Below are 16,072 nucleotides of genomic sequence, written 5' to 3'. Positions count from 1 at the left end.
GCCCCCGAGACCCGCGCTTTAACGTTGGAAAGTTTAAGAGGTCGGTGCCCGTATCGCAAAATGGTTGATATTCAACGCTTGTCAAATAAGCCGTTAAGCGCAGCGTGTAATCAGTTCCGCAAGCAGGGGTTTCGCCGCGTTCAGCGGTGCGCGTCGTCGGAGTCGTCGGCCTCGAGGGCCAGCGCAATCAGCGCGTCCGGGCTCAACGAGTCAATGGTGTCGTCGCTGACCGTCGGATCGGTAAACGATTGTTCCGGATCGCCGGCCAACAGCAATAGTTTGTCGAGCAATCCGGTTCTTCGAAGATCACGAAGCGGAATCTTTCGCAGCACCGCCCAGATCTTTTCTTCGTCGGACTCTTCGCGGCCGCCGCGCAACAGTTGTCGGACCAGGTGATCGGCCAGCGCCGCGGGGTTCGGATAGTCGAAGATCAGCGTGCGCGACAACGGCAGCCCGATGTCGGCCCGCAATTGGTTGCGAAGTTCGACCCCGGTCAGGGAGTCGAATCCAAGATCCTGGAAGGCCCGCTCGGCGTCGACGGCGTGGCCGCCGGAATGTCCCAACACGGCCGCCGCGTGCGCGCGCACCAGCTCGACCAGCTCGCGGCGCCGCTCGTCGGGCGCCAGTTGCCGCAGCCGCCCGGCCAACCCGGCCGGCCTGCCCGCGGCCGGGGACGGCCGGTCCGGGTGCGAGCCCAGCCAAAACCGTTGCCGGGCAAAACCGTACGTCGGCAGCGAAACCCGTTGTCCGCGCGGGAGGACCGCGCTCCAGGCGACGGGCACGCCGACGGCGAACAACCGGCCGGCCGCGGCGAGCAGCGATTCCGCCTCTGGGCGGTCCCTTTTCAGCGTGACCACCGCCGCGGGCCGATCGGTGATCAGGGATTGCTCCACCGCGGCGGCGAGGCCACCGCTTGGGCCCGCCTCGACGAAAACGTGTGCGCCGAGTTCCTCGGCGGCGCGCACCCCGTCGGCGAAACGCACGGGGCGGCGCACGTGCTCGACCCAATAGCGCACCGACCCGTACCCGGGCGCCGCTAGCCGCCCAGACACGTTGGACACCACCGGGATTCGCGGCTCCCGCGGCGCCAGGTCCGCCACCGCCGCGGCGAATTCGTCGATCATCGGGTCCATCAGCGGTGAGTGAAACGCGTGCGAGACCGCCAGCCGGCGCACCCGCCGGCCCTGGGCCGCCAGGGTTTGGGCAACGGCGCCGACGTTCGCCTCCGCCCCCGAGAGCACCACCGAATTCGGGCCGTTGACCGCGGCGACGGCCACCCCGTCGGTCAGCAGCGGGGCCACCTCGGCCTCGCCGGCGGCCACCGCGACCATCACGCCGCCGGCCGGCAGCGCGGCCATCAACCGCCCCCGCGCCGCCACGAGTTTGGCCGCGTCGGCCAGCGTCAGCACGCCCGCCACGTGGGCCGCGGTGATCTCGCCGACCGAATGGCCCAGCACCACATCGGGGACCACGCCCCAGTGCCGCAACAGCGCCGCGAGCGCGTTCTCCACGGCGAACAGCGCGGGCTGGGCAAACTCGGTGTTGTCCAACAGGTTTGGGTCATTGCCGCGAACAACGTCGCGCAGCGGCAGCCGCAGGTGGCCGTCCAGCGCGTCGGCGGCCTCGGCGAAAGCCCTTGCGAATACCGGGAACTGGACGCACAGCTGCGCCCCCATCGCGAGGCACTGCGCCCCCTGCCCGGGAAACACGAACGCCGCCCTGGCCGGTGCGCCGGCGCGGCCCGCGACCGCGTGGGCGCGCGGCCCGCCGGAGGCCAAACCCGCCAGCCCGGCCAGGAGGGCGTCGCGGTCGGCGCCCACCACCACCGCCCGGTGCTCGAAGGTCGACCGCGTGGTTGCCAACGACCAGGCCACGTCGCCGGTTTGCAGCGCGGTGTCGTCGGTCACGTGCGCCAGCAGCCTTGCGGCCTGGTTGGCCAGCGCCGCCTCCGAACGGCCCGACAGCACCCAGGCCGACGGCCCGGGAACCTCGTCGACGGCGGGATCTTGCGGCGGCTCGGGGGGCTCCTCGAGGATCACGTGCGCGTTGGTCCCGCCCATCCCGAACGACGACACTCCCGCCCGCCTTGGTCGCCGGCCCGCCGGCCACGGGGTGAGCGCGGTGTCGACCCGCAACCCCAGCGCGTCCAGATCGGCCACCGGACTCGCGTAGTTGAGGTTCGCTGGGATGGCGTGGTTTTCGATCGCCAGCACGGCCTTGAGCAGGCCGGCGATGCCCGCGGCGGCACCGGTGTGGCCGATGTTGGTCTTGACCGAGCCCAGGGTGATCGGCTCGCGGCGCCCGGCGAACGCCTCGCCCAGCGCCCGGGCCTCCACCGGGTCGCCGGCCGGGGTGCCGGTGCCATGGGCCTCGACGAAGTCCAGCCCGTCGGCTTCGAGTCCGGCGGACGCGAGGGCGCGGCGGATGACGTCGGCCTGCGCCGCGACGGAGGGGACGGTCTGCCCGGCCGCGGTGTGCCCTGCGTTGCCGACCGCGCCGCCGCGAATAACGGCGCGGATGCGGTTTCCGTCGTCGAGCGCGGCGCGCAACGGTTTCAACAGCACCAGGCCGCCGCCGTCGCTGCGCACGTATCCGTCGGCGCGTGCGTCGAAGGCGTACGTGTGGCCAGAGGTCGACACCGCGCCGAATTCGCGTTCCAGCGCGGCCGTTTCGCCCGCCAGGTTGAGGTGGACGCCGCCGGCGACGGCCAGCTCCGACTCGCCGGACCGCAGGCTCTCGCAGGCCAGGTGGACGGCCACCAGGGAGGACGACTGGCCGGAGTCGACGGTCAGGCTCGGGCCGTGCAGGCCGAGGGCGTAGGAGATCCGGTTGGCGATCATCGCCCGGCTGATCCCGGCGAAGGAGTGATGGTCGACGTCTTGCCCGAGTGCCAACGCCGCGTAGTCGTCGGTCATCGCGCCGAGATAGACGCCGACCCGGTCGCCGCGCAGGGTCTCCGGCACGATGAACGCGTCTTCCATTGCCTCCCAGGCCAGTTCGAGCGCCAGCCGCTGTCGGGGATCCATGGCAGCGGCCTCGCGCGGCGACACGTTGAAGAAGTCCGCGTCGAATTCGGCGGGGTCGCCGGGCAGTTGGGTGGCCTCCAGCCCGTCGCGAAGCAGACGCCAGAACTCGCGGGGGTCGGCGGCGCCGGGGAAGCGGCACGCCAGCCCGATCACCGCAATATCCGTCGCTGGCACGGCCTACGGACCGACTTCCTCGTCGAGGATGGCGAAAAGCTCGGCCTCGGTGGCGGTTTCGATGTCGTCGTGCAGGTCGTCCGGGTAATCGTCGTAGAGGTCCTCGGGCTCCGGGGCCGGGGGCCCCACGGCGGTGAGCAGCGTATTGATGCGGGCGTTCAGCAGCGTCTTGTCCTCGGGGCTCCAGCCCGGCTGATCGATCAGCTTTTGCAGTTCGCCCGCGACGTCGTTGAAACGCGCCATCCGATCGGGCGCTTCGCCGGTGGGGGTGGCCAGCTGGGCGTCGAGGTGCTCGGCCAGCGCCGATGGCGTGGGGTGGTCGAAGATCAGCGTGGGCGAAAGGGTCAGTCCCGTCGCGGTTTTGAGCCGGTTGCGCAGCTCCACCGCGGTCAGCGAGTCGAAGCCGAGATCTTGGAAGGCGCGCTCGGCGTCGACATCGGCGTGCCCGAGCACGGTGGCGGCGTCGCCGCACACCAGGTCGACGAGCTCGCGGCGCCGCTGCTCGGCGGTCAGGCCGTCCAGGCGCGCGCGCAGCCCCGATGCCGAGGCGGACGCGGCGCCGGCGTCGGCGATGACGCGCCGGACCGGGCGGGCCGCCAGCCCGCGCAGCAGCGGCGGCAGCGCGGCCCCGGCGCGGCCCAGCGCCGAAGCGTCCAGCCGGGTGGCTACCAGCACCGAGCGGTCGGCGAGCATCGCGTCGTCCAGCAGCGCCAGCGCCTGTGGGCTGGGCAGGGGCGCCAGCCCGAGGCGGCTCATGCGGGCCCGGTCGGCGTCGCCGAGGTGCCGCGTCATGGCGCTGGCCTCTTCCCACAGCCCCCACGCCACCGACATCCCGGCCAGTCCGCGCGCGCGCCGGTAGGCGGCCAGCGCGTCCAGGAAGCTGTTGGCCGCCGCGTAGTTTCCCTGGCCCGGTGCGCCCACGATGCCGGCCATCGACGAAAACATCACGAACGCCGACAGATTCAGGTCCTTGGTGAGCTCGTGCAGGTTCCAGGCCCCGTCGGCCTTGGCCCGCAACACCGCGTCCAGCCGCTCGGGGGTCAGCGAGGTGATCAGCCCGTCGTCGAGCACGCCCGCGGCGTGGAACACCCCGCGCAGCGGGTAGGCGGACGGCACCTGCTGGAGCAGCGCGGCCACCGCGGCCGGGTCGGCGACGTCGCAGGCAGCCACCGACACCGACGCGCCCGCGCCGGTCAGCTCGGCGACGAGTTCGGCCGCGCCGTCGGTGTTCTCGCCGCCGCGACTGACCAGCAGCACGTGGGGAACCCGGTAACGGCCGACGAGGTGGCGGGCCAGCGCCGCGCCGGCCATGCCCGTCCCCCCGGTGATCAGGGCCGTCCCCCCGGCAAGGCCGCCGGGCCCGTCGGGCAGGGTCAGCACCACCTTGCCGATGTGGCGGGCGTGGCTGACGAAGCGGTAGGCCTCGGGGGCGTGCCGGACGTCGAAAGCCCTGACCGGCAACGGCTGCAGCGCGCCGGCGGCGAACAGGCCCATCAATTCGCCCAGCATCGCCGCGATGCGGTCGGGGCCGGCCTCCATCAGGTCGAACGCCCGATACCGCACCCCCGGGTGCCGCTGCGCGATCAGGTCCGCGTCGCGCGGGTCGGTCTTGCCCATCTCGATGAACCGGCCGCCGTGCACCAGCAAGCGCAGCGACGCGTCGGTGAACTCGCCGGCCAGCGAGTTGAGCACCACGTCCACCCCGGCCCCACCGGTGGCGGCCAGGAACTTCCGCTCGAACTCCAGCGTCCGCGAGTCGGCGATGTGGTCGTCGTCGAAGCCCATGGCGCGCAACGTGTCCCACTTGCCCCGGCTGGCGGTCGCGAACACCTCCGCACCCCAATGCCGGGCCAGCTGCACCGCGGCCATGCCCACCCCACCGGCGGCGGCGTGCACCAAGACCCGCTGCCCCGCGCGCAACCCGGCCAGGTCCGACAAGCCGTACAGCGCCGTCAGGAACACCACCGGCACGCCCGCGGCCTGCACCAGCGACCACCCCTCCGGCACGCGCGCCAGCAGGCGCTCGTCGACCACCGCCTCGGAGCCCGTCAGGCCCACGATCCCGGCCACCGCGTCGCCGACGGCCAAGGTCACGCCCGGCCCGACCTCGACCACCACCCCGGCGCCCTCCGCGCCCAGCTCGGCGGCGCCGGGATACATGCCCAACGCCACCAACACGTCACGGAAATTCACCCCGGCCGCGGCGATCGCCACCCGCACCTGCCCGGCGGCCAGGTCCACCCGCGGGCAGGGCCGCACCGCCAGATCCTCGAACGTGCCCGCCTCACCGGCGCCCAGCCGCCACTCCCCCGGCGGCAATGCCAGCAGCGGCCCGGTGTCGGTCGGCGTCAAACGGGGCGCATACACCTGGCCGGCGCGCACGACCAATTGCGGCTCGCCACAGGCGATCACGGCGTCGACGGCGTCCAGATCGAGCGATCCGTCCGAGTCCACCAGCACCACCCGGCCGGGGTTCTCGGCCTGCGCCGAGCGCACCAGTCCCCACACCGCGGCGGCGGCCGGGTCGGTGACCTCCTCGTCCGTCAGGCCGACCGCCCCGCGGGTCAGGACCACAAGCGGACCCGTCGCGTCGTTGGCCAGCCGGGACTGCATCACGTCCAGCGCCTCGTGCGTGGCGGCGTGCACCGAGCCGGGCAGGGCTCCGCCGTGGTGGGAACCCAACTGCCACACCGTAATGCCCTCGCCGGCGGGCTCGGGGCCTGCCGACACCGGCGACCACGCCAGCTCGAACAGGCCCCCGCCGGCGCTGCGGCCCGCTCCCGCCGACAGCTGCCCGGGCGACACCGGGCGCAGGGCCAACTGGTGTACCGACAACACGGGCAGGCCCGCCGCGTCGGCCAGCTCCACCGAGACCGCGCCCGCGCCCGCCGGTGCCAGCCGCACCCGGGCCCGCGGCGCGCCCGCCGCGTGCAGGCACACGCCCTGCCAGGAGAACGGCAAGGCGGCCTGGGCGCGTTCGTCGTCCATCCCCAGCGCGTGCAGGGCCGCGTCCAGCAGCACCGGATGGATGCCGTACCCGCCGACCGTGACGCCGGCGGCCTGCGGCACCGCGACCTCGGCGAAGATCTCCTCGCCCCGCCGCCACATCGCCTGCAGGCCCCGGAACGCCGGCCCGTATTGGTAACCCAGCTCGGCCAGGCGGTCGTAGCCACCGCTCACGTCCACGGCCGTCGCGCCCGCCGGCGGCCACACCGACAGCTCGGTGGTCGGCTCCACCGGGGCCACGCCCAGCTCGCCCTCGGCGTGCAACACCCACTCCGAATCCCCGTGCAGGCCGGCCGAATACACCGAGACCGGCCGGCGGCCCGACTCGGCGGGGGTGCCGACCACCACCTGCACCCGCACCCCGGCGGGCGCCGGCAAGAGCAGCGGCGCCGACAGCGTCAGCTCCTCGACCGTCGAGCAGCCGACCTCGTCGCCGGCGCGCAATACCAACTCGACGAACCCGGCACCCGGGAACAACACCGTCCCGGCCACCGCGTGGTCGGCCAGCCACGGTTGGGCCACCGCCGACAGCCGGCCCGTCAGCACCACCCCGCCGCCGGAGTCGGGCCGTTCCACCACCGCGCCCAGCAGGCCGTGCTCGGTCCCCACCAACCCCGACGCGCCCACGTCGCTGGAGCCCACCAGCTCGGCCGGCAGCCAGTACCGCCGGCGCTGAAAGGCGTAGGTGGGCAACGCGACCCGGCGCGGGCTCAGACCGGCGAACGTCGCCGCCCAGTCGATGGCGGCGCCTGTGACGAACAGGTTGGCCGCCGCGCGCAGGGCCGAATCGATTTCGGGGCGGTCCTTGGCCATCGTGCTGACGACCGGGACGGTCGCGGACTGCGCCACCGACGCCGTCAGCGCGGCGCCGGGGCCGACCTCCAGGAACACCCCGGCCCCCAGCGACTCGGCGGTCCGCACGCCGTCGAGGAAGCGCACCGGCTCGCGCACATGCTCGACCCAGTACGCCGCCGACCCGTACCCCGGCCCGACCGGCTGCCCGGTCACGTTGGACACCAATGTGATTCGCGGCTCGCCGGGCGACACCCCGTCCAGCACCGCGGCGAAGTCGCCGAGCATCGGATCCATCAGCGCCGAGTGGAACGCGTGCGAGACCGCCAGCCGGTGCAGGCGCCGGCCGCGCTGCGCCAGCCGATCGGCCACCGCGTCGACGGCGGCCCGCTCGCCCGACAGCACCACCGCCCCGGGGCCGTTGACCGCCGCGATGCTCACGCCGTCGGTCAGCATCGGGGCCACCTCGGCCTCGTCGGCCGCGACGGCCACCATCACACCGCCGGCGGGCAGCGCCGCCATCAACCGCCCGCGCGCCGCCACCACCCGCGCGGCGTCGGCCAGCGACAGCACCCCGGCCACGTGCGCCGCGGCGAGTTCCCCCACCGAGTGCCCCAGCACCACGTCGGGCACCACACCCCAGGACCGCCACAGCGCCGCGAGCGCCACCTCGACGGCGAACAGCGCCGGCTGGGCAAACTCGGTGCTCTGCAACAACTCCGGGTCGTCCCCCCACATCACGCTCCGCAGCGGCAGCCGCAGGTGGGGGTCCACCGCGGCCAGGGCCTCGTCGAGGGCGCGGGCGAACACCGGGAACCGCTCGTAGAGTGCGGCGCCCATGCCCAACGTTTGGGAGCCCTGGCCGGGGAACATGAACACGGTCTTGCCGGGCGACCGCGCGATGCCCACGGCGGCGTGCGCCGGGTTCCCGGCGGCGAGTTCCGCCAGTCCCTCGAGCAGTGCCTCGCGGTCGCCGCCGACCAGCACCGCCCGATGCTCGAAGGTCGACCGCGTGGTGGCCAGCGACCACCCGATGTCGGCGGCGCCGGATTCCGCGTCGACGTGCGCCAACAGGCGCGCCGCCTGGTCGGCCAGCGCCCGCTCCGAGCGGGCCGACACCACCCACGGCACGACCGGCTCGCCGGTATCGGCTTGCGGTGCAACGCGTTCCGCCGGTGGGGCCTCCTCGATGATCACGTGGGCGTTGGTCCCGCTGATGCCGAACGACGACACCCCCGCCCGGCGCGGCCCGTCGGGCGCCGGCCGGGCCGGCCATTGGCGGGGCTCGGTCAGCAGTGACACCGCCCCCGCGGACCAATCCACGTGCGGCGTGGGCGCATCCACGTGCAGGGTCTTGGGCATCAGCCCGTGCCGCATCGCCTGGATCATCTTGATCACGCCGGCCACCCCGGCCGCGGCTGAGGTGTGGCCGATGTTGGACTTGATCGATCCCAGCCACAGCGGCGCATCCGCCGGCCGGTCCCGCCCGTAGGTCGCCAGCAGCGCCTGGGCCTCGATCGGATCGCCCAACACCGTTCCGGTGCCGTGCCCCTCGACCACGTCCACGTCGGCGGCGGTCAGTCCGGCGTCGGCCAGCGCCGCGCGGATCACCCGCTGCTGCGAGGGACCGTTGGGGGCGGTCAGCCCGTTTGAGGCGCCGTCCTGATTCACCGCCGACCCGCGCAGCACCGCGAGCACCGGATGCCCCAGCCGGCGCGCGTCGGCCAGCCGCTCCAGCACCAGCACCCCCGCGCCCTCCGACCACGAGGTGCCGTCGGCGGCACCGGCATAGACCTTGCAGCGGCCGTCGGGGGCCAGCGCCCGTTGCCGGCTGAATTCCACGAATGCGGCCGCGGTGGCCATGACCGTCACGCCGCCGGCCAGCGCCAGATCGGTTTCCCCCGAACGCAATGAGTGCGCCGCCAGGTGCATGGCCACCAGGGACGACGAACACGCCGTATCCACCGACACCGCCGGACCCTCCAGGCCCAGCACGTAGGACACCCGGCCCGACGCCACGCTCAGCGTGGAGCCGGTCAGCCCGTAACCCTCCAGCTCGCCCTTCACCTCGCCGCCGTAGCCGGCGTGGATAACCCCGGCGAACACCCCCGTTGCCGATCCGCGCAGCCCGAGGGGGTCAATCCCGGCCCGCTCCAACGCTTCCCACGACACCTCGAGCATGAGGCGCTGCTGCGGGTCCATCGCCAGCGCCTCGCTGGGCCCGATGCCGAAGAACCCCGCGTCGAAGTCGCCGGCGTCCTGCAGGAAGCTGCCCCGGCGCGTGTACATCTTGCCCTGCGCGTCGGGGTCCGGGTCGTACAGCGCGTCGACGTCCCAGCCCCGGTCGGCGGGAAAGTCGCTCACGGCGTCGCGGCCGTCGACCACCATCTGCCACAACGCTTCCGGCGAATCCACCCCGCCGGCGTACCGGCACGACATCCCCACCACCGCGATCGGCTCGGACAGCTTGCCCTCGAGCTCGGCGAGCCGCCGCCGGGTCCGCCGGAGGTCGGCGGTGAGGCGCTTGAGGTAGTCGACGTGCTTCTCGGTGCTCGGTGTCATTCCTTGGTCATTCCGGGTCATTTCGGTCAGCGGCCGAGTTCTTCGTCGAGGATGGCGAAGAGCTGGCTTTCGTCGGCGGCGTGCAGGTCCTGGTCGAGCTCGTCGACCTGTTCGGGGTCGGGGCGGTCGGTGGGCGCGAGCGTGGCCAGCAGGCCCTGGATGCGCGCGCTCAGCCGCGATCTGTCGTCGGGTTTGCAGTCGGGCGCGTCGAGCAGCGCCTGCAGTTCGCGCACGATCTCGTCGAGGCGGGCCAGCAGGGCGGGCCGGTCGGTGGTGGTGGTCAGCTGGGCGCCGAGGTGGTCGGCGAGGATGGTTGGCGTCGGGTAGTCGAAGATCAGGGTCGGCGAAAGGGTAAGGCCGGTGGCGGTTTTGAGGCGGTTGCGCAGCTCGACGGCGGTCAGCGAGTCGAAGCCGAGCTCTTGGAACGCGCGGCCGGCGTCGATGTCCGCGCCGCCGGGCAGGCCCAGCACGGTCGCGGCGTTGCCGCGGACCAGGTCGACCAGCTCGCGCCGGCGGGCCTCGGGGCTCAGCCCGTGCAGACGCGCCTTGAGCCCGGTGGTCGACGCGGTGGCATCGGCGTCGGCGACGACGCGGCGGGCCGGGCGGCCGGCCAGCTCGCGCAGCAGCGGGGGCAGGCCGGCGGCGTTGTCGGACAGGGCAGCTCGATCCACGCGGACGGCGACCACCGCCGGGCGGTCCACCAGCAGCGCGGTGTCGAAGGACTCCAGCGCCTGCTCGGTGGACAGGGCCGCCAGCCCGATCCGGCCGATGCGGGCCTTGTCCCGCTCACCCAGGTGCGCCGTCATCGCCGAGGACTGTTCCCACAGTCCCCAGGCCACCGACAGGCCCGGAAGTCCGTGGGCGCGCCGATGCGCGACCAGGCCGTCGAGGAAGCTGTTGGCCGCCGCGTAGTTGGCCTGACCCGGGGTGCCGACGGTCCCGGCCATCGACGAAAACACCACGAACGCCGCCAGATCCCGGTCCCGGGTCAGCTCGTGCAGGTTCCAGGCGCCGTCGACCTTGGCCCGCAACACCGCGTCCACCCGGTCCGGGGTCAGCGAGGAGATCAGCCCGTCGTCCAGCACCCCGGCCGCGTGGACGACCGCGCGCAACGGGTTTTCCGCCGGCAGCCCGTCGAGCATCGCGGCCACGGCGGCGCGGTCGGCCACGTCGCAGGCCGCCACCGACACCCGGGCCCCGGCCCGCTGCAGCCGGTCCACCAGCTCCGCAACGGCCGGTGCCCGGGCGCCGGCGCGGCTGGCCAGCACCACGTGGGCGACCCCGTAGCGCTCGACGAGGTGGTGGGCCAGCGCCGAACCGGCCATCCCGGTGCCCCCGGTGATCACGACGCTGCCGCCGGCCAGCCCGCCGCCGGAGCCGCTGAGCGGGGCGCCGGGCCCGTCGGGGACGGTGAGGACGACCTTGCCGGTGTGGCGGGCGGCGCTGACGAACCGGTATGCGGCCGACGCGCACCGCACGTCAAAGGTGGTGAGCGGCACCGGTTGTACGGCGCCGTCGGCGACCAGGCCCAGCACCTCGGCCAGCATCGCCGCGGTGCGGTCCGGGCCGGCCTCCATCAGATCGAACGCCCGATACCGCACGCCCGGGTGCCGCTGCGCGATCAGGTCCGGGTCGCGCGGGTCGGTCTTGCCCATCTCGATGAACCGGCCGCCGTGCACCAGCAAGCGCAGCGACGCGTCGGTGAACTCCCCGGCCAGCGAGTTGAGCACCACGTCCACCCCGGCCCCACCGGTGGCGGCGAGGAACTTCCGTTCGAAGTCCAGCGTCCGCGAATCGGCGATGTGGTCGTCGTCGAAGCCCATGGCGCGCAACGTGTCCCACTTGCCCCGGCTCGCGGTCGCGAACACCTCCGCACCCCAATGCCGGGCCAGCTGCACCGCGGCCATGCCCACCCCGCCGGTCGCGGCGTGCACCAGCACCCGCTCGCCCGCGCGCAACCCGGCCAGCACCGACAACCCGTACAGCGCCGTCAAAAACACCACCGGCACGCCCGCCGCCGTGACCAGCGACCACCCCTCCGGCACCCGCACGACCAACCGCTCGTCGACCACCCCCTCGGAACCGACCACCCCCAGCAGGCCCATCACCGCGTCGCCGACGGCCACCCCGGTCACGCCGGGGCCGGCCTCGACGACCACCCCGGCGCCCTCGGCACCGAGCTGACCGCCGCCGGGATACATGCCCAACGCCACCAACACATCCCGGAAATTCACCCCGACCGCGGCCACGGCCACCCGCACCTGCCCCGCGGCCAGCTCCGCCCGCGGGCACGGCCCCAGCACCAGGTCCTCCAGCGTGCCCCCGGGTCCGGCGTCCAGCCGCCAGGCCCGCGCCGGCAGCCGGAAGAGCGAGCCGGCCGCCACGGGGGCCAGGCGGGCCGCGTGGGCCACGCCGGCGCGGATCACCAATTGCGGCTCGCCGCAGCCGATCACCGCGCCGGACTCGAGCGAGCCGTCGGAATCGATCAGCACCACCCGGCCGGGGTGCTCGGCCTGCGCCGAGCGCACCAGCCCCCACACCGCCGCCCCGGCCAGGTCCGAAATCTCCTCACCGGCCAGCGCCACGGCGCCGCGGGTCAGCACCGCGAGCACCCCCGACCCGTCGCCGGCCAGCCAGGACTGCAACACCCCCAACACCTCGGTCGTGGCGGCATGCACCGAACCCACCACGTCGGGTCCGGCCTCCGCCAGCGCCCACACCGCAATGTCCTCACCGAACCCGTTGCCGGCCACGGCGATCGGCGTCCACGTCACCTCCAGCAGCCCCTCGGCGGGGCCTGGAGATCTCCCGACCACCGACAGCTGGCCGGGCGACACCGGACGCATCACCAGCGACCGCACCGACAACATCGGCAGCCCGGCCGCGTCGGCCAGCTCGACCGACACCGCCTCGGCGCCGGCCGGTGCGATGCGCACCCGCGCCCGGGTGGCGCCGGCCGCGTGTAGCGACACCCCCTGCCAGGAGAACGGCAACACGGTCGGGGCTTGTTCGGCCGCCAGCCCCAGCGCGTGCAACGCGGCGTCCAGCAGCACCGGGTGCAGCCCGAAGCCGCCGGCTTGCGCGCCCGCCTCCTGCGGAACGTCGACCTCGGCGAAGGTCTCGTTCCCGCGCCGCCACATCGCCCGGAGGCCGCGGAACGCGGGGCCGTACTCGTATCCGCGCCGCGCCAGCCGGTCGTAGGCGTCGGCGACGGCCACCGCGGTGGCGCCGACGGGCGGCCACACCGACAGGTCCGCGGCGGGCGTCACGGGCCGCTCGCCCAGCAGGCCCTGGGCGTGCAGTACCCATTCCGAACCCGGTTGCGCGCCGGCCGAATACACCGAGATCTCGCGCTGCCCCGAGCCGTCGGGGGCGCCGACGACGACCTGCACCCGCACCACCGCGGCAGCGGGCAACACCAGAGGGGCCGACAGGGTCAACTCGTCGATCGCGCCGCACCCGGCCTCGTCGGCGGCCCGGATGGCCAGCTCGACGAACCCCGTTCCCGGGAACAGCGCAGTGCCGGACACCGCGTGCGCGGGGAGCCACGGCTGCGCGGCCACCGACAACCGGCCCGTCAGGACGATGCCGCCGGAATCGGGCCGCTCCACCACCGCGCCCAGCAGGGCGTGCCCGGCGCCCGCCACGCCCAGGCTGCCCACGTCGCCCGCCGCCGCCGACCCGTCGGCCAGCCAAAAGCGGCGCGGCACAAACGCATACGTCGGAAGGTCCACCCGATGCCCGCCGGCCAGCGCCGGACGCCAGTCCACCGCGGCGCCGGCCACGTGCGCCTGCCCCACCGACAGCCAAAAGCGCTGCAGCCCGCCGTCATCGCGCCCCAGGGAGGGGATGACCACCGCGTCGTCACCGGGGCCGCGATCGGCCAGCGTTTCCTCGATGCCGGCCAGCAGCACCGGGTGCGGGCTGCATTCGACAAAGACGCGATGACCGCCCTCGGCCGCGCTGCGCACCGCGTGGTCGAATTGCACGGTCTGGCGGATGCTGCGGAACCAGTAATCGGCGTCCAGGCCGGCGGTGTCGATCGGCCCGCCGGTCACCGTCGAGAAGAAGGCGACCGACGTCGAACGCGGCGCGATGCCGGCCAGCGCCTCGGCCAGCGGATCACGGATCGCGTCGACGTGTGCGGAGTGCGACGCGTAGTCGACGTCGATCGCGCGGGCGCGCACGCCGTCGGCCTCACAGCGCCGCATCAGCTCCGCGAGCGCGCCCGGGTCGCCGGACACCACGACCGCCGAAACACCGTTGACCGCTGCGATATTCAGCCGATCGCCCCATGCGGCCGCCAGTTCCCGGGCCCGCGCCGGCCCGCACGCCAGCGACACCATGCCGCCCTCGCCCGACAGCCGCACCAGCAGCCGGCTGCGCAGCGCGACCACCCGCGCGGCGTCGGCGAGCGACAGCGCTCCCGCCACGCAGGCCGCGGCGATCTCGCCCTGCGAATGGCCGATCACCGCGTCGGGAACCACGCCCATCGAGCGCCACAATTCGGCCAGCGACACCATCACCGCCCACAGCGCGGGCTGCACCACGTCGACGCGGTCGAGTCCCGGCGCCCCCGGCGCGCCGCGGATGACGTCGATCAGCGACCACTCCACGTGCTCGGCCAGCGCCTCGTGGCAGCGTCGCAAGCTTTCGGCGAATACCGGTGCCGTGTCGAACAGTTCGGCGCCCATGCCCGCCCACTGCGAGCCCTGACCGGGAAATACGAAGACGGTCTTGCCCGCCGGCCGCGCCCGCCCGGCCACCACGTTGGTGCCCGGCTCGCCGGCGGCCAGGCCCACCAGGCCGGCTGCCAGCTCGTCGCGGTCGGCCCCCACCACCACCGCGCGATGCTCGAACGACGAGCGCGTCGCCACCAGCGACCACCCCACGTCGATCGCGCGCAGGCCCGGGTCGGCGCTCAGGCGCGCGAGCAACCGGGCGGCCTGGTGCGCCAGGGCGTCGGGCGACCGGGCCGAGAGCACCCAGGGCGCCGCCACGTCATCGCCCTGCGCGCCAACGCCTTCCGGTTCCACCTCTTCCAGGATCACGTGCGCGTTGGTGCCGCTGATCCCGAACGACGAAACCCCCGCCCGCCGCGGCCGGTCCGCCGCCGGCCAGTCCCGCGGCTCGGTCAGCAGCGACACCGCACCGGCGGCCCAATCCACGTGGGGCGTGGGTTCGTCCACGTGCAACGTCTTGGGCATCAGCCCGTGCCGCATCGCCTGCACCATCTTGATGACGCCGGCGGCGCCCGCGGCGGCCGACGAATGCCCCATGTTCGACTTGATCGACCCCAGCCACAGCGGCCGATCCGCGGGCCGGTCCTGCCCGTAGGTGGCCAAAAGGGCCTGTGCCTCAATGGGATCGCCCAGCGAAGTGCCCGTGCCGTGGCCCTCCACCAGGTCCACGTCGGCCGCGCCCAGCCGAGCGCTGGCCAGCGCCGACCTGATCACCCGCTGCTGCGACGGCCCGTTCGGTGTCGCGAGGCCGTTGGAGGCTCCGTCCTGGTTCACCGCCGACCCCCGCAGCACCGCCAGCACTGGATGCTGGAGGCGCCGGGCGTCGGCCAATCGCTCCAGCACCAGCACGCCGACGCCCTCGGAGAACCCGGTGCCGTCGGCCGCGCCCGCGTAGGCCTTGCACCGGCCGTCGGCGGACAGCGCTCGCTGCCTGCTGAAGTCGATGAACATCGCCGGCGTGGCCATCACCGTCACGCCACCGGTCAGCGCGAGATCGCACTCGCCGGACCGCAGCGACTGCGCGGCCAGATGCATCGCCACCAACGACGACGAGCATGCCGTGTCCACCGACACCGCGGGGCCCTCCAGGCCCAGCGCGTAGGCGACCCGCCCCGACGCCACGCTCAACGTGGAACCGCGCAGCCCGTAGCGCTCCAGGTCGCCGGGCAGCCGCCCCTGACCGCCGTAGGAACCGTGGAACACCCCGGCGAACACCCCCGTGGGCGAACCGCGCAGCGCGAGCGGGTCAATCCCGGCACGCTCCAACGCCTCCCAGGACACCTCCAGCAGCAGCCGCTGCTGCGGGTCCATCGCCAGCGCCTCGCTGGGCGCGATCCCGAAGAACGCGGCGTCGAAATCGGCGACGTTCGACACGAACCCGCCGCACCGCGCGTACGACTTGCCGACCGCGTCGGGGTCCGCATCGAACAAGCCCGCCAAGTCCCAGCCACGATCCGCCGGGAACTCCGAGACCACGTCGCGGCCCTCGGCCACCATCTCCCACAGGGCCTCCGGGGAGTCCACCCCGCCCGGATAGCGGCAGGCCATTCCCACCACCGCGACCGGTTCGGTCGCCAAATACCGTCGGTTCTCCCGCTTCAGCCGCTCGTTTTCCTTCAGCGATCGGCGCAGCGCCGCGACGAGCTCATCTTGGGTGCTGTTCACGCCACCCGGCCTCTCGTCACTCATCCGAACGGGGGTGCGGGGAGGCCTTCTGCTCAGCCCCCCGAAACCCCCGAACGAACCCCCGACCACGCTCTCGCCGCCCCA

At 73.8% G+C, this 16,072-nt stretch carries 3 protein-coding genes; all 3 read right to left on the bottom strand.

Going from position 1 to position 16,072, the window contains the following annotated elements:
• Nucleotides 1-140: 140 nt before the first annotated feature.
• The 3 genes from AC5Y4Z_RS03050 to AC5Y4Z_RS03040 are packed head-to-tail and all read right to left on the bottom strand — an operon-like array spanning nucleotide 141 to nucleotide 15,991.
• Nucleotides 141-3,200 (bottom strand): type I polyketide synthase, encoded by a 3,060-nt coding sequence (locus AC5Y4Z_RS03050; RefSeq protein ID WP_499960787.1) that lies wholly within the window; start codon nucleotides 3,198-3,200, stop codon nucleotides 141-143.
• A gap of 3 nt (nucleotides 3,201-3,203) precedes the next feature.
• Nucleotides 3,204-9,560 carry an SDR family NAD(P)-dependent oxidoreductase gene (locus AC5Y4Z_RS03045; RefSeq protein ID WP_499960785.1) on the bottom strand — a complete coding sequence of 2,119 codons (6,357 nt, stop codon included), beginning with the start codon at nucleotides 9,558-9,560 and terminating at the stop codon, nucleotides 3,204-3,206.
• A gap of 26 nt (nucleotides 9,561-9,586) precedes the next feature.
• Nucleotides 9,587-15,991, bottom strand: a complete 6,405-nt coding sequence (locus AC5Y4Z_RS03040) for an SDR family NAD(P)-dependent oxidoreductase (RefSeq protein WP_499960784.1) — start codon at nucleotides 15,989-15,991, stop codon at nucleotides 9,587-9,589.
• Between the last annotated feature and the right edge of the window lie 81 nt (nucleotides 15,992-16,072).

The organism is Mycobacterium sp. NGS63, assembly GCF_059812295.1.
The sequence above is the reverse complement of the archived record's forward strand: the minus strand, read 5'-3'. Positions and strand labels throughout refer to the sequence as shown.

Bases quoted from the DNA above. Each gene is read 5' to 3' on its own strand.
- AC5Y4Z_RS03045 (WP_499960785.1), bottom strand. From the start codon at position 9,560: ATGACACCGAGCACCGAGAAGCACGTCGACTACCTCAAGCGCCTCACC.
- AC5Y4Z_RS03040 (WP_499960784.1), bottom strand. From the start codon at position 15,991: ATGAGTGACGAGAGGCCGGGTGGCGTGAACAGCACCCAAGATGAGCTC.